This is a genomic window from Phaeodactylibacter luteus (assembly GCF_007993045.1).
Classification (GTDB): domain Bacteria; phylum Bacteroidota; class Bacteroidia; order Chitinophagales; family Saprospiraceae; genus Phaeodactylibacter; species Phaeodactylibacter luteus.
In genome coordinates this window covers 1-22,606 of the sequence record NZ_VOOR01000058.1, presented here as the reverse complement: position 1 = coordinate 22,606, position 22,606 = coordinate 1, and the positions used below count along the sequence as shown (strand labels likewise).

Below are 22,606 nucleotides of genomic sequence, written 5' to 3'. Positions count from 1 at the left end.
CATATTAACGGTTCGCATAGAGGTTAAAGTACAGGCACTCCTCCAAAATACGCTCGTAAAAAGCAGTGCTGGAGTAGTTCTGCACCAAGATTTCAAAGTTTTCAAAGGTCTGTACGGCGCCGGGGCGCCAACGGTTGGTGTAGTAGTCGTTGCGCTCGCATTTGGCGGCCATGAAAGTCGCTTTGGCAGCCAGCTCTGTACTATCGGTTGACAAGCGGGCGCGTTCAAAGTACAACCTAGCGCGGGAACAATCCAAATTTTCCTGATTACCGTACGGAAAAACAGGATGAGGGGTAATGTCATCCCCATCGCGAAGGTAGGCGGCACGCATACTGCCCCCGCTACGGTAGAAGTCGGTCACATCCCAAGCTTGGCCAAAATAGGACATATTGTACAAGGCGAGCCCGATTTCGTAATAAAGGACAGCGGTGTTGCCCGTGCCCGCCCTGGCTTGATACTCCTTATCAAGCAAGGCTTCGATGAGCTCCCCTTTGTTGAAAGTCCGTACGTTGGCTGGCAGGGGGCAGTGGACACAGTCCCGGATACGCTCAACGAAAGGGTTGAAGTAGCCGAAGTTGTCCCAGTCTGCGCGGCCCATTTGCTTGAGGGTCTCTAGAGCGGCCTCAAATTTGTACTCCCGCATGAAGTAGCTGGCACGGAGGTTGAGCAGTTCCTGCAAAATCGTACTGTCTCCATCGGCGACCATCTCCTGTTCCAAGCGGGAGAGCTCCTGCTTTCGGACCACCTGCAGCAGGTCTTCCAGCAGTTCTGGGCGGATATTCGGGCGCAGGTAACGCGGCGGGTACTGCATCAGGAAGGCTTTGCCCGGGTGCCCCCCTTTTTGGTACAATTGTGTGAGCTTATCCCTGGAGAAGTCCTTAAAGTCAGTAAATGCGCGGAACACATCATTGGCGGCTTGTAGATGGGCGATATCGTTCTCTACTTCGAAGGTAGCCTGCTCGAGGGTATTGAAGTACAGCGCCAGCTCAAAAGCTTCAAGCTGCTGTTCCAATATTTTGGGCAAGTCTTCTTTTGCGGCAGCATCAAAAGCTTTGCGCGCATCGTAAGCATTGCCGGCCAGCATAGCCAGATAACCGGCAGAAAGGTGCCACAGCCCCAGCCTGGGCAGCACTTTTTCCTGAATGACCTGATTGACAAACCGCTGTAGGGCAATGACCTGCTGCCCGGCATCTGCTGCGGGCACACCGTAGTAAAATTGATTTTGCTGGCGGTGGCTATTGAAGGAGGCCCCGAGCAAGCTTTTCTCGAGTTTGCGCATTTCCTGTATCAGGAAGAGCGGCAAGTAGGGGCTATCCGGGTCGCGCTCGTAAATGTTGCGCATTTCCACGAGCAGCTTGCTGTTGGGGAAACTGCCCCTTATGGCAAATAAGGTAGCCTCCTCTTCTGGAGATTTACAGCGGGCCAGGCAGGCTTCCCACTCCTCATCGGTCTGCACATTGAAGCTGTAGTAAGCTTGTTCTCTTTTGCTGGGGCATTCTGCAAACAAGCGGGCGAACAGGTAGGCCGCCTCCACGCGCTGCCCAAGGGCCTGCATAGCACCGGCTTTGTGCCCCAATATCCAGTCCTCTATGACACTGGGATCGTTGTCGATTTTAGGCAGCAAGCTTTCGCAAAGCTCTAGCACGCGCTCATACTGTTTGCTGTAATGCGCCAGGCGGATAACCTGATAGGCGTACCGAAGGCGGATGTAATGCGACTCGGCTGTGAGCAGCTCCTGCTCGCCCCGCTCAATTAGGCCATTCATCTCTTGGTACTTGCGCTGAGGCTGCGCCCAAGGGTCGCCTTCAACTACGTAAGGCTCGCAGGTTTTGGCAAAGAGCAGGTACTTGGCCGTCTCTTCACACCTGTGCCGTTTCAGGTAATTGGCAAAGCTGTTGTTGGCGAAACCGTAAGGTAAAGGGGCAGACTTGCTCTTCACTGCCCGGGCCAGCTGTTCAAAATCAGCTAAGGTAGCCCGGTAGATCAGCGTGGCGATATCCTGTACATCGGGGATCTCACAATAACGCTCATGCCATTCGTCCACATTTCCTTTTACCTGTGGGCTGCCCTGGTTCTTGTAGTACTCCTCTACAGATTCGAGGTTGACGAAGAGGCGGGCGCCTGGGATACGGGGGCTGATCAGGTTGGTGTTGATAAAAGTGTAGCCCTGGAAGGGCGGCCATTGCAGGCTGCAGGACTGGGCGAAGCCCCATGCCCAAGTGAAGCCCAAAAACAGGCAGCAGGAAAAGCGCAGCAGATAACTCATAAGCCCAATTGGTTAGCGCTTAAAGATAAGGGGCCTAAGCCAGAATGCCGCAGGCTTTTAGGCCTTATCGTAGTAGGGTAAAATTCGGACTAGCGCTGCGAAGGGGTATTAGAGCCCGTTAGGGCCGAGCGAAGAGCGAGCCCCGCAGCATAGCGACCCCTGCCGCGAGGCAGGGGAAGGCCCCATCCCACGAAGCAGGCTGGAAAGGCCAAAAAACCATCTGGCTTGCACATCAGGGAAGGCGCTATCCGGATTTTGCTGTGCCCGCCTGCCAAATGATGTCTGGCAGCTCACCAAACTTGCACTTTCATTGTTACAACAACTATCCTCCCTTTGCAAATTTTGTATTTTGAGCTTTGCCCCTGACCTGTATCCTGTGATGAAAGCACACAACCAACTTAAACATGAAGCCAACACTACACACGTTGCTACTGCTGGTCCTTGCAACACCTTTGTTTTCACAGATCCCGTGCAACGGGTCGTTTATCCCTTCTGGGACAGCCGTTGCCATTGGAGACTGCATTCAGCTCACCGGCAATGCCACTACGCAGAACGGTTGTGCATTCCTGGACAGCCCCATCGATTTTAGCGAGCCTTTTACCCACACTATGACGGCCAGCTTCGGGAATATTGACGCCAACGGGGCAGACGGCATCTGCCTGGTTTACCAAACTGGCGGGGTAGGCAACTGTGGGATCAGCGGGCAGGGGATTGGCGCGCAAGGCATCCCCAACTCCTTTATCGTAGAATTTGACACCTGGGACAACGGGGTGGGCGTTTCGGACATACCCGCAGACCACTGCGCTGTCTCTATCAATGGCAACCTAAGCAACCCCATCAATGGGCCCGTGGCTTTGCCCAATATTGAAGATGGGAATGACCACGCTATCACTTTTACCTGGAACCCCGCCACAAACGGCTATACGGTCGCATTTGACGGCAACATCATACTGACTGGGACATTTGACATCATCAACGGGGCTTTTGGCGGCAACGCTACTGCGTTCTGGGGGTACACCTCTGCCACAGGGGCTGCGACTAACGTCCACCGCGTTTGCCCCGATCTGCCGGACCCGCTTATCGTAGACGCCGGCATAAACGTTACCGTCCCTTGCAATTCGGCTACCCTGACCCTGAATGGGAGCGGCCCACAGGGCAACTACACCTACTCTTGGTCTTCTCCCGACGGCGGGGTCATACTATCCGGGGGCAATACGCTGATGCCAACCGTCATGGGCCCGGGCACATACATCCTGACCCTCACCGACCCCAATGGCGGGTGCCAAGAGAGCGATCAGGTCGTCATCACCGAAAACCCTATCGTAGCGGTTGCTTCCGGGCCTAACTATGCCCCCTGCGTGGGCGGCAGCGTGACGCTGAGCGGTGCAGGGTCTTCTGTTGGCCCCAACATCACCTACCTGTGGACGACCAACGACGGCTTTATCTCTGGCAACCCTACAACCCTCAACCTGAACGTAGGCTTCCCCGGCACTTACACCCTTACGGTGACCTACAACAGCGGCGGGGTCATTTGTACTGAGCAGACAAGCGTCACCCTGCTCCCACCCATAGACTTCCCCAATGCGAATGCCATTGGCGGGGCGATTACTTGCAACAATGGCCTAATTGCGCTCAATGGCAGCGGCTCCACTACCGGGCCCAACATCAGCTATCAATGGACTACCCCCAACGGCCAAATCCTGAACGGGGGTAATACCCTCACCCCGGTGGTCAATGCGCCGGGGCAATATACCCTTACGGTCGTCAATATGGCCAACAACTGCTCGGACAACATCACGGTGACCGTAGAAGACCTCACTGCCCCTCCGGCAGCACAGGCTGTAGTAGAAGGCATGCTCGATTGTGAAAACGGCACAGTAACCCTCAACGGCACGGGCTCAGCAACCGGCAATATGACCTATGCCTGGCAGACCAACACCGGGAATATTGTCAGCAGCAACGGCCTGATCGCCACTGCCGATGCCCCCGGCGCTTACACCTTATTCATTACCGATAATACGACCGGCTGTTTCAACACCGCCACGGTCAATGTCGCAGCAGGGCCGAGCGGGCCTGCAATAAGCATCGCCCCCCCTCCGCTCCTTACTTGTGCAGACACCACTGCCGCGCTATTTGCTGCCGCAACAGCAGCTACGCCCAACCTCACCTACGAGTGGAGCACGCCCAACGGGCAGATCCTCTCTGGAACAGATACCGACAGCCTGCTCGTCAATGCCCCCGGCTGGTACCTGCTCACCGTAACCAATGAAGATAATGGCTGTGCGCAGACCGACTCGGTGGAAGTCAGTGAGCTGCTTGGCTTTCCGCTCGCTGAAGCCGGCCCCGATCAGCAGCTTGCCTGTGGGGAAAACAGCCTATTTTTGGACGGGTCCGCCTCTGTGCCGGGCAGCAACGGCAGCATCAGCTGGAGCACGCCAAATGGCAGCTTGCTCAATGGGGCTCAAACCCTAAGCCCGGAGGCAGGAAGCCCGGGCACCTACTTGCTCGCCATAACCAATACCCTCACCGGCTGTACCTCAACCGATACGGTCATCGTTGGCAGCGATGGCAATGCGCCAACAGCTGTGATTGCGCCTTCAGATACCTTGAACTGCAGTCTTACAACAGCCATCCTGGATGCCGCTGGGTCAGATTTTGGCCCGGGCTACACCTTGCTGTGGAGCACCAACGATGGCCTGCTGCAAGGGCCTGTAGATCAGCTGCAGGCCACTGCCGCCGCCCCTGGCGTTTATCAGCTGACGGTGACTGACACCCTCAACGATTGTGCAACGACGCTGACCAGGGCTATTGCTCAAGATACTGTGCAGCCCGGGCTGTCCTTATCCATGCCTGACACCCTGACCTGCGACCGCAACAGCCTAGTGCTGAGCAGTACGGCAGCTCTGTCGGGCCTCGCTTTTCAATGGTCTACCACAAACGGCGTACTGCCCTCTGTTACTGACGGAAACAGCCTCAACATCGAAGCCCCAGGCACCTACACCCTCGTTGCCCTCAACCCGGAAAATACTTGTGCAGACACCCTCTCCGTCACTGTAGCCCAAGACACCCTCTCCCCTTCCATCAGCATCTTGCCTCCGGCAACACTGACCTGTGCCACGCCTACCCAAGCCTTGAATGGGGCCGGCTCAGACAATGGGGCCGGTTTTTCGGTTCTTTGGCAAACTACAGACGGGCAGCTGCTATCTGGCAGCACTACCCTTGCCCCCATCATTGGCGCAGCGGGCGATTATACACTCCGTATCACCAACAACAATAACGGCTGTAGCAGTAGCGCTAACGTTGTGGTAGCCATTGATACCCTGCAGCCCATAGCTGAGGCAGGCCCTTTGCAGACCCTCAACTGCTATTTCCCCGAACGGGAAATCGGCAGTGCTGCTTCTACCGACAATGCCAGGACCCTTGCCTCTTGGAGCAGCAGCCCCGATGGCCACATCACCGGCCCTTCAGAAGGTATAATGACTACTGCGGATGAAGCCGGCTGGTATTATCTACACATCGTGGACACCCTAAATGGGTGCACCGCTGTAGACAGTGTGCAGCTGATAGAGAACTACGCAACGCCTAACACACTGCTGCAGCCTGCGGACACCCTCAACTGCGTAGATACGCTGATCACCCTAGACGGCAGCTTGTCCGATAGCGGCCCGGGCCTGGCCTTCACTTGGCAGAACCTGAGCAGCGGTGCCTCCACCACTACTGCCAGCCTGTTTTTCGATATAGAAGAAGCCGGCGCATATACGCTTTCTATTCAGGATACTGTCAGTGGGTGTACGAGCGCCGATACCGTTTTGGTCAGCCAAGACGTCAACTTGCCTGTAGTCAGTATAAGCCCTGCACCAATCATCAATTGCTCTATCCCTAGCGTCACCCTGCAGGGCAGCACACAGTCGCCCAACCCAGCGCTTGGGCTGCAGTGGGCAACGCCAGATGGCAACATACAACAAGGCGCACAGACCCTGGCCCCAACGGTAACTGCCGGTGGGGTTTACACCCTTGAAGTAACTGACCTCAGCAACAACTGCCGGGTCTCTGCCAGCGTCACGGTTGCTGTTGACACCCTGCGGCCTATAGCAGAGGCTGGGCCGGAGCTGACCCTGAACTGCTACACTACGGTAGCAACTTTGAGTGGCAGTGCCTCCTTTGCGGGAAATACGCCTGCGGCATCTTGGAGCACTGTGCAGGGTGAGATCAGCGGCTTTTCAGATAGCCTTTTTGCTACAGCAACCCAACCGGGGCTGTACACCCTAACTGTCCTCAACCCAGACAATGGATGTATAGGAACGGACTCCGTTTGGGTTGGCCAAAACTTGGATACCCCTCAAGCTGCTCTTGCGCCGCCCCAGCTGCTCACCTGCAATAATAGCCAGCAGGTGCTTAATGGCAATGGCACCACCGCTGCCGGCCCTGCGCTTTTCCTTTGGGCAACCCCGGGGCAGGACACCCTGCCAACCGTTGCCCCTTCTTTGAGCATCAGCATGCCTGGCACCTATACCCTGATTGTGCAAGACAGCGTCAGTGGGTGCGTTGATTTTGAATCTGTTACCGTTCAGCAGGATACCCTCAGCCCGGAAGTGGCTATTGCAACTCCAGATACCCTGACCTGCGATCTGCCTTCGCTTACGCTAAACAGCAGCACCAACACCCCTCTTCCCCAATTGCTTATTGAGTGGTCAACGCAAGGCGGAGCCTTGCCAACACCAGCCAATACGCTTAGCCTACCTGTTTCAGCGGCTGGGGCTTACCAGTTGACGCTGACTAATGTTGACAACGGATGCTCACGCGCTACATCGGTAACCGTTGCTATTGATACCCTTTCGCCCATCATTAACTTAGCGCCCGCGCCGGTACTCAATTGCCGAGACAGCATCTCGCTTCTTGAGGCGCAGGCACTTCAGGCCGGAAGTGCCCCGGTTTACAACTGGAGCACAGCCGATGGACAGTTATCTGGGGCAGCCGATGGGCTGCAGGCACAAGCAACAGCCCCGGGCACCTATAGCTTTTTGGCTACAAACCCTCTCAATGGTTGTAGCAGTACGGGCAGCCTATTGGTCCTGCAAGATACCCTACAGCCAGTAGCGGATATTGCACCGGCAGCTGCTATTACCTGCGATGCTCCGGAAATCACCCTACAGGGGCTGGGCGGATCAGCAGCTTTGCAGACCCTTTGGTTCGAGCCCAATGGCAGCCTGATTGGAAATCAGCCTGAACTCACGGTAAATACCGCTGGCACTTACCTTTTCCGGCTAGCCGACCCTGCCAACTTTTGTGAAGACACTGCGGTAGTTACAGTCGCTATAGACACTTTGTCCCCTGTGCTCAGCATCAACCCGGCCGACACCCTAAACTGTGCCGTTGCCGAAATCCTGCTCGAAGGCTCAGTGATGAATACCAGTATGATCTTGGTGGAATGGACCGGGCCAGAAGGAGGCCTGGCTAACGGGGCAGCCACCTTATCGCCCACGGCAGCTCTGCCCGGGAGCTATCAAATGGCGGTCACCAATACGCAAAATGGCTGTATGGCAACAGCGAGCATCGAAGTTGCACAAGATACTACGCGCCCAACTGCAGCAATCGGGGCGGTAGAGGCCCTGACTTGCAGCAACACCACCATACAATTGAACGGGGCTGCCTCCTCTTCAGGGCCTGCTATCGTTTATGCCTGGTCTGGGCAAAATGGCGTAGGAAGCCCGACACCCGCCACAGCAGTTAGCCCATCGGTAAGTGCCCCTGGCACCTACCAGCTGATTGTCAGCAATCAGGCCAACTTCTGTGCCGACACCGCTGTAGTCTCTGTGGCGCAAGACACCGTAGCTCCAGTCGCCTCCGTTGCACTGCCGGACACCCTGACCTGCAGCCAGCTTAATGTAGCGTTGGACGGCAGCTCGTCTGTTTACCCTACCACCTCGGCTCAGCTATTGTGGACAACAGACAACGGGGGCTTGAGCGGGCCGGCAGATGCCGCAGCCACTACTGCGCAGGCGCCTGGCACCTATCAGCTATTGATTACCAACCTGAATAATGACTGTAGCGACAGCATGGCTGTTGTGGTGGCACAGGACACCCTAAGCCCTTTGCTTGAGATTGCTGCGCCCGACACCCTGAACTGCCAGGTGTTATCCGTCGCCTTGGAAGGCAGCAGCAGTACGCAAGCGCCCCTGAGCTACCTTTGGAGCACAGACAACGGGGCCATCATCGGAGATGCAGGCAATGCTGTGGCAACAGCATCCTCGGGCGGCACTTATACGCTATTGGCCACCAACCTCCAAAATGACTGTGCCTCTACGGCCCAGGTTGAAGTCGCGCAGGACACCATTGCGCCTGTGATTGTAGCTGCCCCACCTGCTATACTGACCTGCCGGGACACTATGATCGTGCTTAATGCGCAAGGCTCGAGCCAAGGCAGCCAGATCCAACTGTCTTGGACAGGCCCAACGGGCGGCTTAACCGGAGGAGAGATGACCCTACAGCCAACAGTGGGCAGTCCTGGCGCCTATACACTAGACCTGGCCAATACAGCCAATTTTTGCACCGCTACACAAACCTTTACCGTGGCACAGGATATTGCCCCGCCCTTAGCTGATGCCGGGGCAGATTTTGTCATCCCCTGTTTCCCCGAACTGCGCCAGCTCGATGGCACCGGCACGGCAGCCGGAATGGCCTATAGCTGGTCAACGGATAACGGAGTGCTGGCCGGTGGCACTGCTACACTGACGCCCGCAATAGATGGGCCGGGGAGCTACCAGCTCCATGTTTTCAACCCAGTGAATGGCTGTTCCTCTACAGATGTGGTGGTAGTTAGCCAGAACCTGCCAGTAGCTAGCGCTTCCATTATCCAACCTCTTTGCTTTGGAGACCCAGCCCTGTTGCGTTTCGACAGCGTGGCACTGGGCGAGCCGCCTTATGTCTATGCGTTTGATGGGGGCAGCATCTTCGGGAGCAGCCCTGTCCTTACAGCCACCACCCCAGGCATTTACACCTTGGTGGTGCAAGACATCAATGGTTGTGAAGACGAAATTGTGCTGGAGGCCATACAGCCAGACTCCATGATGGTAGCCATCAATCAGCCCAGCGAGCCGCTGCTTTTAGGCGAAAGCCAACAGCTCTTTGCCCAGACTAACCAGCCGGATACCACAACAATCACGTGGTCATGGGCTGCCAGCCCAGGGCTAAGCTGCTACGACTGCCCAACCCCTATTGCTACGCCACTACTGACTACAGACTATGTCCTCACAGCCACCACGGCAAATGGGTGCAGCGGCCAGGCAAGGGTACGTATTTTTGTGGATAAGCGCAGCCCGATTTTTGTGCCAAACATATTCAGCCCCGACGGCAACGGCTCCAACGACCGGTTCACGCTGTTTGCACGCCCCGGTATTGTGAGCAGCATCCGGTCCTTCCGGGTTTTCAGCCGGTGGGGCGAGCAGGTCTTCCAGGCCTTCGATATACCGCCCAATGACCCGGCTTATGGCTGGGCAGGCCATTTCCGGGGGGAGCCGATGAATACCGGGGTATTTGCTTATGCATTTGAGGTAGAGCTGGTGAGCGGAGAGATATTGCTGCTCGAAGGGGATGTCACGCTAATGCGATAAAGCAGCAGCCTTTTTAAAAGGAATAGCCTATTTTTAAACTTCAGGGTGTAGACGATTGCGGCCTACACCCTGCCCTTATCTTTGGCAAAAACAGTACGGTAAAACGGGCCCTGCTTTTGGAGCTCTGACTGCTTGCCAGCAATACTATCCAACAAAATTATGAGCCTATGAAAACGGTTTTGACTTTTGCCCTGTGTTTTTGGGCCTTCCTATCTTTTGGCCAACAAGACTACAACAATAGTCCTTGGCTCATCACTGCACGCAACCCCGACCCCGACAACTACTACGGCATTACGTGCGCCAACGGCATGATAGGGCTCGTCTCTTCACCGGAGCCTATGCAAGTGAGCGATGTGGTACTGAACGGGGTGTATGACTACTATCAGCGGGGGCGGGTGTCCAACATCCTCAAAACCTTTAACCACCTCAATATGGAGCTCCGCGCGGATGGGGAAATGGCCAACCGAAACAACATCAGCAACTTTGAGCAGACACTAGACATGAGGCAGGCTGAGCTGCGCACCACTTTCCAGCTCGGGGGCAAAATTGCAGTACAACATACAATGATGGCCCTCCGCCATCTTCCTTATACCGCGATGGTACAGGTAGAAGTACGGGCTCTGCAGGATACCCGGCTGACGGCTTCCAGCGTGATACAAGCCCCTGACCACCTAAGGGACGTGCGCAACTTCTACAGTGAAATAGACCGCCCGCACGTCAGCATCCCCCTTCTCTCCTCCTTGGCAGAAAGCCCTTCTGGGCGGCTGAAAGTCGCCGTCTCCAACAGCTTCATTTTTGAGGAGCCCCACGGCAGCGAGCCGCGGATCATACACGAAGACTGGGACTACAACCGCCACCTTGCGAAATTCAGCGTTGACCTCAAGGCCGGCACTACCTACCGGTTTGCTGTAGCCGCCTCGGCCGTATCCTCTGCTCACTACGAAGACCCCTTCAATGAAGCAGAGCGCCTGACCATCTTTGCCAAACTTGAAGGTACAGAGCGGCTGCTCAAGCGCCACCGGTCAGCTTGGGAGGCCCTTTGGGAGAGCGATATCGTGGTAGAAGGCGCTGTGGAAGATCAGCGGGACATCCATAGCATGATCTATCATTTGTACGCTTTCGCACGCAAAGGCACCGCCTATAGCCTCTCGCCAATGGGCCTATCTGGGCTGGGGTACAATGGGCATGCCTTTTGGGATACAGAAATTTGGATGTACCCTCCCCTGCTCCTGCTGCAGCCAGATATTGCACGGTCACTGCTAGAATACCGCTTTGAGCGCCTGGAGGCAGCCCGCCAAAATGCCTTTGCCCACGGCTACGAAGGGGCGATGTACCCTTGGGAATCGGCTGGAGATGGCTCGGAGGACACCCCTGTTTGGGCATTGACCGGCCCATTTCAGCATCATATATCAGCAGATATTGGCTGGGCTTGCTGGAAGTACTATCAGGTGACAGGGGACAAAGAGTGGCTGGCCTCGCGCGGCTATCCTATTTTGAAGGAAGTGGCCGCCTTCTGGTGCAGCCGGGTAGAGCGCAACGGGCCGGGCCGGTATGACATCAACAACGTCATCGGGGCCAACGAATATGCTGAGAACATCGACAACAACGCCTACACCAATGGCATGGCTGCAACTGTACTCAGGCAGGCTGCACAGGCGGCCCGGGCGCTTGGCTTACAGCCCGACCCCGATTGGGAGTATGTAGCAGAGCACATTCCCATCCTGGCTTTTGAAGACGGCACCACCCGCGAAAACGCTACCTACCAAGGGGAAATGATCAAGCAGGCCGATGTCAACCTGCTGGCGCACCCTATGCGGGTCATTACGGACGAAGCACAAATCCGTAAGGACCTTGCTTACTACGAGCCCCGGATGGACCCGCGAGGCCCTGCTATGGGCGTTTCTACCCTGGCGACCCTATATGCCCGGCTTGGGGAGGCTGACCGGGCTTACCCGCTTTTCAAAAAAAGCTATAAGCCTAATGAAGTCCCCCCATTTGGTGTGCTGGCAGAAACAGCAGGGGGTACTAACCCTTACTTTGCCACCGGGGCGGGGGGCACCCTCCAAACCTTATTGTTTGGCTTTGGCCAGCTCGACATCACCGATGAAGGTGTGGTGCAGTCTGGAAAGGGCATCCTTCCAAAGGGCTGGAAAGGGCTGACCCTGAAAGGGGTTGGCAGCCCAAGGCGAACTTTCCGGATAGAGTAACCGCCTGTATCATTTGGCCTGCCCATTGCTCAAGCTTCATCTGCTCTACAGGGCAGGCCAAATGTTTGCCCAAAGTGCTTGTGGGGCGCCTTTGGCGCCTTCTTTTCCCCATTTCATATATAGCAAGATTGATCAGGGCAACACTGAGCGCCCTGGGCGTAAACTAGAATGCCGCAGGCGTTTAAGCTTTTCGGGCTTTCGGCTGGCATTGGCCTAGCGCTGCGCAGGGGCGGCAGGCCCGATAGGGCCGAGCGGATAGCGAGCCCCGAAGCATAGCGGCACCTGCCCGCAGGCAGGGGCAGGCCCCATCATAGAAAAACGGCAATCTGATTTTCGCCTAGCGCCCTTCGCTCCACAAGCGCCCCCCGAATAAAACCTAAAAGTTGCCGATGAGAAGGTTGACCCGCCGGTCCCGGCCTTCTGCCGCATCAGGCGAATTGGTCAGGTAGGCGGAAAAGTCTATCCGCTGCCTGCTGACGCCCCAAGACAGAAGGTATTCGTACACTTGTATGGCCCGTTCTTGAGCAATTTCTAGCCCTTCTTCCAGTTCTGCCGCCCCTTGTATCAGCAGCAGCCGCCCAGGCTCGGCCATCACTTGGCTAGCGACCCTGCGGAGCGCAACTTTTTGGGCATCAGAAAGGATAAAAGCCCCTGGGCCAAAAAACAGGCTGGGAATTTCAGCCCCTTCAGCCGGGAGCAGCGAGGGGCAGCCGTAGGTGTCGCTACCACCTGCAAAACGAGGGCACTGATCGCGCTCATCGGTAATGCCGTCCCGGTCGGTATCTTCAGGCGGGCAGCCATTGCGCTGCACAGGCCCGGGCCGGTCAGGGCATAAATCTTCATCATCGGGAATGCCATCTGCATCCGTATCCGAGCCAGGGCAGCCCCCGCTTTGTGGCTTGCCTGGCAGATAAGGACATTGATCTACAAAATCGGGCACGCCATCCTGATCTGTATCCGGGCAGCCATTGAGCAGCCCCGCTATTTTGGGGCAAGCATCCTCGTGGTCCGGGATATCGTCCCCATCCGTATCCGGGCAGCCCTGAAAACGGGCAAGGCCAGCTTCTTTGGGGCAGCGGTCGGCTTCGTCCGCCACGCCATCCCCATCTGCATCTTTTTTCCCCCACCGATAACGGGCGGATATCTGAGCCGTCACATACCAATCGCCCTGTGCAGCATTAGCGGCTTGGCTGATCCCATCGAGGTAGTCTGTCCGTGGGTTACGTATCCCTCCTTTCAGGATAACAGACCACTTCGGGTGCACTTTTACTGCAGCGCCTACTTCTATAGGGAAAACCAAGGCTGGAGAATGGATGTGCGCATTCAGATCTTCTTTCTCTCCAGGTATTTCACCATCGGGGTTGGCATTACGGAAGCGAGGCCGGGGGTCGTACCACAATCCGCCTATGCCTGCTGCGATGAAAGGGGAAAACGCAGCGGGCTCGCCCAAAGGGGTGATCGGGTGCCACTCCAACATTAGCGAAGGCTCTACCATTGGGGTACGAAAAGAAAAACCGCGCCCTGCACGGCTGCCGTTGAGGTCAGTTCCTGTGAACTCTCCAGCCAGTACTTGTAGCCTTGCCTGCAGCCCTGTGCTAATCCAATAGCCCGCGCTGGCCCCATAAATAAACCCACCCTCTTGCCAGTCGCCATATTTGGAGTCTGACAAATCGCCCTGATAAACGGCAAGGCCAGCAGTAGGGGCAAAACTCCACTGCTTTTGAGCAAAAACAGGGCTTATGCACAACAGGGCACTTATCAACAATACCGACCGCTTCATCCTGGATAGTTTTATTTGGGCGTCAACAGTGGCTGGAGCTGCTAGAAGCCTGCACCGGGCTCATTTCCAAAAGCAGTTGGAAACCTATGGCAGTCCTGCCCCTCTAAAGGATACGGTTCTTAGGGGAAAGGGTTGCATGCCAGCCCTCTTTGAGAGCAGGATACTGCTAACGGGCTATTAACAACTAAAAAGCCGGCCACAAAGGGCCGGCTCTCAAAAGTGTCTAAGTTTCCAGGTTTAAACAGTCATTCTTTACTTGCCGAAGGATAAAGGGCAACGCTGGGGCAGCCCGGCAAGCACGTTGGCAGCTTCGAAGTAAACTCTCCGGCCGTAAGGCCGGAGAGCCCTAAAACAAGAAGCGTGTAAAACGTTGTATCATTTGACCGCCACGATTGGCGGTGGTGTTGTTCAAAGCAGGGAGTTGATTTGAAGGGCAACTCCCCTGTAATATGAGAAACGTTAACTTAGGTTCTAATTCAAGCCGGAGCAAACCTGCGGCGCTGCAGCATTACCGGCTAGCCGGCATAATCTTGCGCATTGCGACCCCATCCGTTGCAACCACTTTCAACAGGCAAGCTTGCTTTGGAAGATTACCTGTAAACAACCGGGCACTCTGGCCAGAGCATGGCACAGAAGACAACACCTGCCCGGATAGGTTCAAGATCTGCAGCTGCTGCAGCTGTCCTGCCCCAGGCTCGAGGTACACATTTAGCCATTCGCCCGTTATCGGGTTGGGGTAGCATCGGACAGCCTCTGCTTCCAACGCTCGGGCGGCAGTGTTTACTGTTGCATCTTCAAGATAAAAAGTAGTGCCAGAGGAAGCAGCCGGGCCGTTTTCTGCAAACGCTCCATCCAGTACGATCACTCCAGATGGGTTGATGGTCTGCAAGCCAAAAATCACCTCTTCTACAACTATAGTGAACTGCCCAATTTCTCCCTGCCCTACTACCTCAGAGCCAGGCTCTTCTAAGTAGACGACGACCTCCGCGAGGCCCAATTCATCATTTGTATACACAAACGACCTGGCCTCTGTGCCACTGAGGCCGACCAGCCATTCATTATCCGCTTCCTCTAAGGAAAAATCGAGCAAGCTTTTCCCGTCTTCCCCATCAGCGATGAAGGTTGGGTCATAGCTGAGCATGAAACCGACCCCACTTACTTTGAGGTTTTCTCCTACGAAGGTATTGAGGGCTAACAGCAAAGACTCTGAGCGCCCCGCATCTGTGAGCGAGTCCCCCACATGCTGTAGAGAAAGTATGCTAGGCAGATCTATAGGGCCTGAAACAAAAGCATCTTCTGTTATAGGCTGTGAAGGGACGACCTTCTGATAATTCAATGTAATGACAGCAAGGTCGGCATCGTTTACCACGCCATCGCCATTGCAATCTGCGTAGGCAAAACTCTGCCCGTTGCCCGGAAAAACGCCGGACCAGTTATCAAGGACCAGGTCTTGAGCAGCCCATGCACCTGTGATGGTAGCGCGGCTATCGCCAGACTCCCCACGGGCGAAGGACCAATATAAAACGTCTTTGTAATCTACCACGCCATTGCCAGAAACATCGCCTGGCCAAACGGTCTGTGCCTTCAGCGTTCCGAACGCGATCAAGCTCAAAGCAAGGAAAAGTATTTTGGGAGTATGAGGCATGAGCAAATTTTGAATAGACGTTATGCGCCCAACTTCCGCCGGACAATTACAAATATAGAATAGTGTGTAAGGGCGCACAACTACATTTTTTATTATTTTTCATCCCATAAAAGGTACTATCAGCTGTATTAGCTTTTACAGCAATTCTCACAAACCCCTGTTAGTCAGATGAAAAATCAAAACGAATTAAAATAATAAATATTTGATTGAGTTATTTTTTCATCGCTGCCAAGTTTTCCCTCTTGTCTGCCCAACAAAATATCACGATAAAAAACGCTGCTCATGCCCAGAGACCTCACCAATAGCAAGCTAGCCCTTGCCTTGCGTTCGTTTTCCCCGGCCGACTGGCGGAAGTTTGAGGCGTTTATCGTCTCGCCCTACTTCAACACCAATGCGGATGTAATTGCATTCTTCCAGGCCTTAGCCTGCTTTCAGCCCATGTTTGAAGCTACCAAAGAAGAAGTCTTCAACCGCGCCTTCCCCGGTACCAAGTTCGATGCCCGGCGAACAGGGCACCTTATGAACTATGTGCTGAAGCTAGCCGAGCAGTTCCTTGCCGTCAACCGGCTACAGCAAGACCCTTTCCTGGAGCGCCGGCTGCAGCTGCTAGAGTACTCTGAGCGCAAACTAAGCAAGCCTTACCACTTCCTTCTGAAAAAGGCGCGGAAAGCCCTATCCGATGCTCCGCTCTCCGTGCAGCAGCTGCATGAAGCCTATCAGCTGGCAGAAATAGAGATGATCCACTTCTCTAATCAGAAAGTCCGGCGTTTTGACCCCAGTATGCAAGCAGTTTATGATGAGCTGAATACCTACTACTACGCTCAGCTGCTCAAATACGCCTGTGGGCTTCTCAGCTGGCAGCTCGTGGTCAGCGGGGACTTTCAGCTCTCCGCGACTACCCGGCAGGTCATTGAAAGCATTACAGGAGAAGCAGGCCAACCGCCTCTTATCCGGATATACCTTTCCATTTACCATACCATGAGCTCTTCCGAAGAGGAAAACGGCCGGCACTTTAAAGACCTGCTCGGCTTCCTTGCCCATCATCAGGATGAGGTTGCAGCAGAGGAGATGCAGGAAATATATCTGTATGCGATCAACTTCTGTGCCCGCAAGGTACGAATGGGAGAGAAAGGGTATGCAGAGCTTGTGCTGCAGCTCTACGAAGAGGGCATCAACAGGAAATATCTCCTGACCAACGGCTACCTTTCTCACTGGACTTATACGAATGTAGTAAAACTGGGCTTGATGCAAGAACGCTTCAACTGGACGCAAGCTTTTATACACAAGTACAAAGAGCATTTGCCGCCCCGTTTTCACGACGATGCTTTTTTCTTCAACCTGGCAGAGCTGGAATTCTCGCGCAGGCAATACGACAAGGTGCTGCACGCCCTGCAGCAGGTCTCCTTCTCGGACCCCTACTACAACCTGGGCTCGCGCATGATCCTGATCAAGACTTTCTACGAATTGGAAGAAACGGAGAGTATGCTCTCGGCACTGGCCTCTTTCACCATTTTCCTAAAACGCGACAAAGGGCTATCCAATGCTTACCAACAGACGTGCCTGAACTTCTGCAAACTGCTGAGCCAAATCCTCCGTACAGGCGCCAACCGGAAAGCCTCAGAGCTGCTGCAGCAGGTACAGACTGTGCAGCCCCTCGCGGAGCGCAACTGGCTGTTGAAGACCCTGCAGGAACAGCTGAGCTTATGAGCACATGGCGTGCTTAACCTACATGGGTATAGGCGTACTGTACTTTCTCGAGGCGCAGGCGCAGCTGCATCAAAGCTTGGCGCACTTCTTCAAGGTTGGAGCGGACCACCTCGCCATACGCTGCGGCCACGAATAAGTTGCGGTCTACGTAGTCGAGCTCCTCCGGAGCCTGAGCGCGTATTTTTTCCTCCTGCTGCGACAAGTAGCTGAACAAGCGCTGGCAACGCTCATCCCAATGCTCCTGCACCACCGGATGTGGCTTTTTGCTTATGACCTCTGTGCGCTCAGCTTTGCGGGTGCGCAAAGGGTAGGCGTGGCGCTCGGAATTGAAGAAAACTTCAATAGTAAACTGCGCACTGCCCTTTTGAGCCTGTAGGCGGTTGACCAAGTTGAAATCTTTATCATAAAAATTGGTCACTTGGGGCTCCTCCAACTGCAGCTTCTGAAATTGTTTGATCGGGACATAAACGCCATCAAACTTATCATCGTCCTTCACCAGTTCGTAGTACTCGTCCCGCACCGGCTGCAGTTGCTCCTCGGTCACCTTATGGCGTACGCGGATCTCAGCATCCACATCTTCTTCGAAGTCCTGTACCTCCCGTTTGAGCATTTGCAGGTTGACCGCCATAGTGTAGCCATGCCGCCGTATAGCCTCCGTGACGATTTCCTGGATTTTATCCCTTTGCTGAGGCTCCCCCCACAAGCAGTGCACCATGAGGAAGCAGTCCATAAGATCTACTTTGGAGCGGCCGTTCAGGAAAGCAGAGGCCCGCATCAGACGGACAATTTTTTTCCAACGCCGGTCGTGCACATCGATCAGCCGGTCGCTCCCTGCTGACCGGGCATTGTGCTCTTCGAGTTTGATTTTAACGACTTGAACGGTATTCAGCACCTCTGCAGGCACCGCTATGGCATCTATGGCAGCAGCCCATTCGGAGAGCTCTGCTCCTGTGAGCTTCAGCTCGCCCGCTATGTCGTCCCCGTACACATCCCGGGTATCCGTGATCATAGAGAGGAAGTTCTTGAACTGCCGGATATTGCCCAGCTCCAGGCGCAACAGGAAGCGGTCCCAAATGGGGGCTAGGCTGCTGTTCCGGGGCGGCAGCTCATTAGAAGCAGTGATGATGCCACGGATATCGACCTTGTGGTCTTCGCCCCCGTTGCGGTAAATTTTCTCATTGAGAATAGTAAGCAGGGCGTTTTGAATGGCAGGGCCCGCCTTCCAGATTTCGTCCAGGAAAACGATATTGGCACCGGGCAGGTAGTTTTCGGTCTGCCGCTCGTAACGGTCCTCTTCCTTTAGTTTCTTGATAGAGACCGGCCCAAATATCTCGTCTGGCGTACTGAATTTGCTCATCAGGTACTCAAAGCTTTTTCCGTCCCGGAAAGCAAACTTTAGCCTTCTGGCAATCAAGCTTTTACCGACTCCCGGGGGGCCGAGCAAGAAAATGCTCTCTCCGGCAATGGCACTGAGCAGAGCTAGTTTCACAGGCATTTCCCGCTCGTACAGCCCTTTGCAGAGCGCATCGAGCAGGGCCGAGACTTTAGTGTGTACAGATTGGTCGATTGTGGTTGGCATATGAGGTAGGCTATCGGCGCAGGCCGTCTTCTTCGATATAATTTTTTCGGATGTGCTCATCAACAGTAGCTTCACGAACATTGAGCACCACGCCAGAAAAATGTAGGGTGCGGCCGGCCATTTCGTGGTTGAAATCCACCTTCACTTTATCGTCAGTCCAAGACAAAATGCGGCCGTTGTGCTGGTCTCCAAGGTCGTCGGTAAGGGTGATAAAATTGCCTTCGACAAGAAAGTTATCGCCCAAGCCATCAAAGGCTGAACGGGGCACTTCTACGATATTCCCTTCTTCCCTAAGGCCATAGGCCTGCTCTGGGTTCAGCGCAAACTCAAACGCGCTGCCCTCTTCCAGCCCTTCGAGCGCCTGCTCAAAGGCGGGGAGCAGCTTGCCGCTGCCGAAGTAAAACTTGAAAGGCCAGTTGGGGTCCATCCTTTCAAGGAGGGGCCCTTTGGCGTGCCCTTGCCGGAGCTCGTACGCAATGGTCACAATCCGCTGTTCTTCTACCAACATACCACGTTTTTACTACTTTTGTAGAGTTGCCCGCCCTTGGGGCGGTTTGATTTTGCTTATTTTAAACTGGAAACCGGGCTAATTGTTTGTCGGTGCACCATCGAATTGAACCTGCCTCGGCAGACAGATAGGAAGGTGCCCCTTGGCCAGCCTTCCGCATTTTGACCACCTGCCATGGAAACCACACAAATCGAATGGCTGGGCATTCAAATCCTTGAACCCATAACCACACTGACCGACCTGGCCACCGCAGCGGTCTGTTTTTGGGCCTTCCGGCAGTTGGGCCCAGAAGATGGCCGCCCAGGCAATACCTCTTTCCGCCTTTATTTCCTTTGCATGGGCCTGGCCAATCTGCTGGGTGGGCTTACCGGGCACGCATTCCTCTACTTGTTCACTCCTGCATGGAAAGCGCTGGGCTGGGCATTCAGCCCAATTGCAATTTTCTTCCTCGAACGCAGCGCCCTTTACGATGCCGCAGCCCAACTACAGCCCCGCTCTAGCAGGAGGCTTCAGCAGCTGCTCACCGCCAAGCTGAGCATCACCCTTGCACTGTTGATGGTACTGCCGATCAATGGCATGCACTATACCGCTATCTTTAAGGTGGTACAGTGCAATGTAGCTTTGGGGATGATTGGATTAGTGCTCCCAATGCACCTGATGCGCTATCAGAAACTCAAGTGCCCCGGCAGCCGGTTGGTGCTTTGGGGCATCCTATTGGGCATCTTGCCGGGCATCATCTTCAATCAGCAAATTGGCTTTGGCCGCTGGTTCAACCATCTGGACTTCAGCCATGTCCTCATGGCTGGCATCACGTTTATCTTTTTCAGGGGGGCCAAAGCCCTACAAACGGGCACGGCTGTGCTGCAGCCTGCCTCAGATGTGCCTAATTAGGCTGGTAATTCAAAAGGAAGGCCGACAGCCGCTCAAACTTCTCTAAAGCGCTAGGGGGCGCGAAGTACTGCTCTTCCAAGCTTTGCCGGTAAGCTGCTATCAGCCGGCTGAGCTGCGCCCGGTCGTGCAGGTGGGCGAGGGCCAGCCCTCTAAGGCAACGGTTGACCTGATTGTGCACAAGGTGCAAAGGCGCTGTGGGCTGTGCGTTGAACAAGCCGTGTAGGGCTGCCACGCTGCTGTGGCGCTCCAAGAATGGCAGGCCCTGCGCTGACAGCTGTTGTTCTAAAACCCGGAAAACCGCTTCCGGGAGCCCCTCAAAAGGCACATCGAAGCGTTGAAAAGGCTTTCCAAACAGCCTGGACAAAGGGAAGGCTAAAGTCATGCTATCGGGCATAAACCCCTGCAGGCCATTGGTATACGGAAATGCCATCTGCTCTACCAACTGCAAACGTATCCCCAAATGCAATTCCAACAGCGCTCCTTCGGGAACAGGGCTTAGCGCTAAAATGATGCACCGGAACCCTGTGGGCTCCTCCCTGCGGAACTGATGGAGCCTGGGCAGCCAAGTATATCCTTGCGGCTCCAATAGGCGGCCCAACCGTAAGCTGATGTTCTGTTCTACCTGGCCCCAATCTGATGCTGACATGCCCGCTTTTATTGTTCCGGGAGAAAACAGGCCGGCTTGGGAAAAGTTGGGACAACCGGGCCTTACGGTGCAAATCTACCGAAAAGCCCGGCTGTCATGCCAATACCTTACCCGGGCGCAATCCAGGTTGCCGTTTTTGAGGGGGCCTGCCCCTGCCAGCGGGCAGGAGCCGCTATGCTCCGGGGCTCGCTGTCCGCTCGGCCCCACGCCCTGCAGGCGTCGGGTCTGGCCTTCGGCCACCCCTGCGCAGCGCTAGGCCAATGCCAGCCTAAAGCCCAAAAAACATAAACACCTGCGGCATTTTGGTTTACGCTCCCTTACTCTTGTATGCTGACCGCACGGGCGGCCTGTACCAGCTTGCCGTCTTGATAAAGCATTACGAAAAGTATGCCCGTGCGCTCCCACTCCCGGGCATCTATCTCTTTCCAAGCTTCCCCCTTCAATGGCAGCCGCTTCAACACTGCGCCCAACGCATTGACAATCAGGAGCTCGCCCTGTTCTATTTCTGCTCCGAACTGTACCCTGAACCGCCCATTGAAGGGGTTGGGCAGAACCCTCATGGGCGTAGGCGTAGCAGCGCCGGCCACCAAGCCCTGCGGGAGCCCAGATGGCGCGCAGAAAGCCACTTCCGAAAGGGCTACGGTGAGCAAGTTCGCAGCAGGCGTATACCCATCGCGCAGGGCCACAGCTATTTGGCTCACCGGCCCGGGGATTGTGATTGCTGCAGCAGCCTGTTCGCTTCCGCTAAAACTGCCCCATAGCAGTGCACCTCCTCCCGGGGGGGTGTAGTAGACGTCTACAACTTCCTCATAGCGCTGCGAAGGCCGGCCATTGGCCTGCGCATCAAGCCCTGTCACGGAAAATGCTACCTGAGTGCTTCCAGCAGGCAGGCTCAGCTCAACTGATGTGCTGCCCATATACTGATGCTGAAGCGTAGCTACAGGGAAAGGAATAGCCTGATTCTGGCAGTCTCCGCTGTTGCCACAGGCATCGCCGGTACCATCGCCGTCGGAGTCTTCTTGCCCCGGATTGGCCACAAGCGGGCAATTATCCAGCTCATCACAAATGCCATCTCCATCTGTATCCTGAAGCGTACCGCTGCAAATGCCACAGTCTGTCCAAGCATCGCCAGAAGTACAAGGGTCTCCATCATCGCAAGGCAGCCCAAGGAGGGCATCATTAAACCCGGGGCATTCATCGGCCCCATCGCAAATGCCGTCACCATCTGTATCCGGGCAACTGCCGCCGCTTGTACAGTAGGCTATTGGGCCCAAGTTGACGACAAGCCCAGAGGCTCCGCCGCTCAGCCCATTAGACAGCACAACCACCACTTCCTGTACCAAGCCACTTATAGCAACATCTGCAACCGCTACGTCAAGCCCAGAATATGTGCCATAAAGGATAACCTGCCCGGTCCCGTTGGTATAGTATACCTCTACCAGGTCTACATAACGGGTGCGGGGGGAGCCTGTAGGGTTGGCATCAAGAGCTGTTATCTGGAAAGAAGGGTCTCGGTCACCCTGCTCAAAAGTGTAACTTACTGAAGTGGAAAAGTAGCCATTATGGATCAGGGTGCTTGTTGGGAATGCAGCCACAGTTGTTATACAATCGCCGCCGCCATCTTCACAGGCATCGCCGGTGCCATCGCCATCTGCATCTTCCTGCCCGGGGTTGAACACAGCGGGGCAGTTATCCAAATCATCGCATACCCCGTCTCCGTCTGCATCTGCCGCCTGCCCCGTGCAGAGCCCACAGTCTGCCCATACG

11 protein-coding genes are annotated in these 22,606 nt (G+C 55.2%); 4 read left to right on the top strand and 7 right to left on the bottom strand.

The annotated features are described in order from the left end of the window. Window positions 1–4: 4 nt before the first annotated feature. Window positions 5–2,266 (bottom strand): hypothetical protein, encoded by a 2,262-nt coding sequence (locus FRY97_RS19010; RefSeq protein WP_147169156.1) that lies wholly within the window; start codon window positions 2,264–2,266, stop codon window positions 5–7. 404 nt (window positions 2,267–2,670) lie between these two features. Here FRY97_RS19010 and FRY97_RS19005 point away from each other — a divergent pair, with 404 nt between their 5' ends. Continuing rightward, complete coding sequence (locus FRY97_RS19005) at window positions 2,671–9,876, top strand: lectin-like domain-containing protein (protein WP_147169155.1); 7,206 nt, start codon at window positions 2,671–2,673, stop codon at window positions 9,874–9,876. Between the two features lie 167 nt (window positions 9,877–10,043). After that, window positions 10,044–12,083, top strand: a complete 2,040-nt coding sequence (locus FRY97_RS19000) for a glycoside hydrolase family 65 protein (protein WP_147169154.1) — start codon at window positions 10,044–10,046, stop codon at window positions 12,081–12,083. Window positions 12,084–12,459: 376 nt separating this feature from the next. Here FRY97_RS19000 and FRY97_RS18995 read toward each other — a convergent pair whose 3' ends face one another. Together FRY97_RS18995 and FRY97_RS18990 are read right to left on the bottom strand one after the other, a co-directional pair. Further along, window positions 12,460–13,863: a thrombospondin type 3 repeat-containing protein gene (locus tag FRY97_RS18995; protein ID WP_147169153.1), complete on the bottom strand. Its 1,404-nt coding sequence runs from the start codon at window positions 13,861–13,863 to the stop codon at window positions 12,460–12,462. 508 nt (window positions 13,864–14,371) lie between these two features. Beyond that, window positions 14,372–15,508: a hypothetical protein gene (locus tag FRY97_RS18990; RefSeq protein WP_147169152.1), complete on the bottom strand. Its 1,137-nt coding sequence runs from the start codon at window positions 15,506–15,508 to the stop codon at window positions 14,372–14,374. A 282-nt stretch (window positions 15,509–15,790) separates the two neighbouring features. On the opposite strand from FRY97_RS18990, the gene FRY97_RS18985 reads away from it, so the two are divergent. Then, window positions 15,791–17,215: a hypothetical protein gene (locus tag FRY97_RS18985; RefSeq protein ID WP_147169151.1), complete on the top strand. Its 1,425-nt coding sequence runs from the start codon at window positions 15,791–15,793 to the stop codon at window positions 17,213–17,215. Between the two features lie 13 nt (window positions 17,216–17,228). Here FRY97_RS18985 and FRY97_RS18980 read toward each other — a convergent pair whose 3' ends face one another. Together FRY97_RS18980 and FRY97_RS18975 are read right to left on the bottom strand one after the other, a co-directional pair. Continuing rightward, the gene (locus FRY97_RS18980; RefSeq protein WP_147169150.1) at window positions 17,229–18,794 is read right to left on the bottom strand and encodes an AAA family ATPase; all 1,566 of its coding nucleotides are present in this window, start codon (window positions 18,792–18,794) and stop codon (window positions 17,229–17,231) included. Between the two features lie 10 nt (window positions 18,795–18,804). Further along, window positions 18,805–19,302, bottom strand: coding sequence for an FKBP-type peptidyl-prolyl cis-trans isomerase (locus tag FRY97_RS18975; protein ID WP_147169149.1), 498 nt, complete (start codon window positions 19,300–19,302; stop codon window positions 18,805–18,807). 174 nt (window positions 19,303–19,476) lie between these two features. Here FRY97_RS18975 and FRY97_RS18970 point away from each other — a divergent pair, with 174 nt between their 5' ends. After that, the gene (locus tag FRY97_RS18970) at window positions 19,477–20,193 is read left to right on the top strand and encodes a DUF6962 family protein (protein WP_147169148.1); all 717 of its coding nucleotides are present in this window, start codon (window positions 19,477–19,479) and stop codon (window positions 20,191–20,193) included. On the opposite strand, the gene FRY97_RS18965 is transcribed toward FRY97_RS18970, so the two are convergent. Continuing rightward, window positions 20,186–20,839, bottom strand: a complete 654-nt coding sequence (locus FRY97_RS18965; protein ID WP_147169147.1) for a hypothetical protein — start codon at window positions 20,837–20,839, stop codon at window positions 20,186–20,188. The genes FRY97_RS18970 and FRY97_RS18965 overlap by 8 nt on opposite strands. Before the next feature lie 317 nt (window positions 20,840–21,156). Further along, the coding region (locus FRY97_RS23385) for a thrombospondin type 3 repeat-containing protein (protein ID WP_211356918.1) at window positions 21,157–22,606 on the bottom strand (1,450 nt) is incomplete at its 5' end.

Excerpts from the sequence above, each read along its gene's own strand:
- FRY97_RS19010 (WP_147169156.1), bottom strand. The coding sequence starts at position 2,266 with ATGAGTTATCTGCTGCGCTTTTCCTGCTGCCTGTTTTTGGGCTTCACT.
- FRY97_RS19005 (WP_147169155.1), top strand. The coding sequence starts at position 2,671 with ATGAAGCCAACACTACACACGTTGCTACTGCTGGTCCTTGCAACACCT.
- FRY97_RS19000 (WP_147169154.1), top strand. The coding sequence starts at position 10,044 with ATGAAAACGGTTTTGACTTTTGCCCTGTGTTTTTGGGCCTTCCTATCT.
- FRY97_RS18995 (WP_147169153.1), bottom strand. The coding sequence starts at position 13,863 with ATGAAGCGGTCGGTATTGTTGATAAGTGCCCTGTTGTGCATAAGCCCT.
- FRY97_RS18990 (WP_147169152.1), bottom strand. The coding sequence starts at position 15,508 with ATGCCTCATACTCCCAAAATACTTTTCCTTGCTTTGAGCTTGATCGCG.
- FRY97_RS18985 (WP_147169151.1), top strand. The coding sequence starts at position 15,791 with ATGCCCAGAGACCTCACCAATAGCAAGCTAGCCCTTGCCTTGCGTTCG.
- FRY97_RS18980 (WP_147169150.1), bottom strand. The coding sequence starts at position 18,794 with ATGCCAACCACAATCGACCAATCTGTACACACTAAAGTCTCGGCCCTG.
- FRY97_RS18975 (WP_147169149.1), bottom strand. The coding sequence starts at position 19,302 with ATGTTGGTAGAAGAACAGCGGATTGTGACCATTGCGTACGAGCTCCGG.
- FRY97_RS18970 (WP_147169148.1), top strand. The coding sequence starts at position 19,477 with ATGGAAACCACACAAATCGAATGGCTGGGCATTCAAATCCTTGAACCC.
- FRY97_RS18965 (WP_147169147.1), bottom strand. The coding sequence starts at position 20,839 with ATGTCAGCATCAGATTGGGGCCAGGTAGAACAGAACATCAGCTTACGG.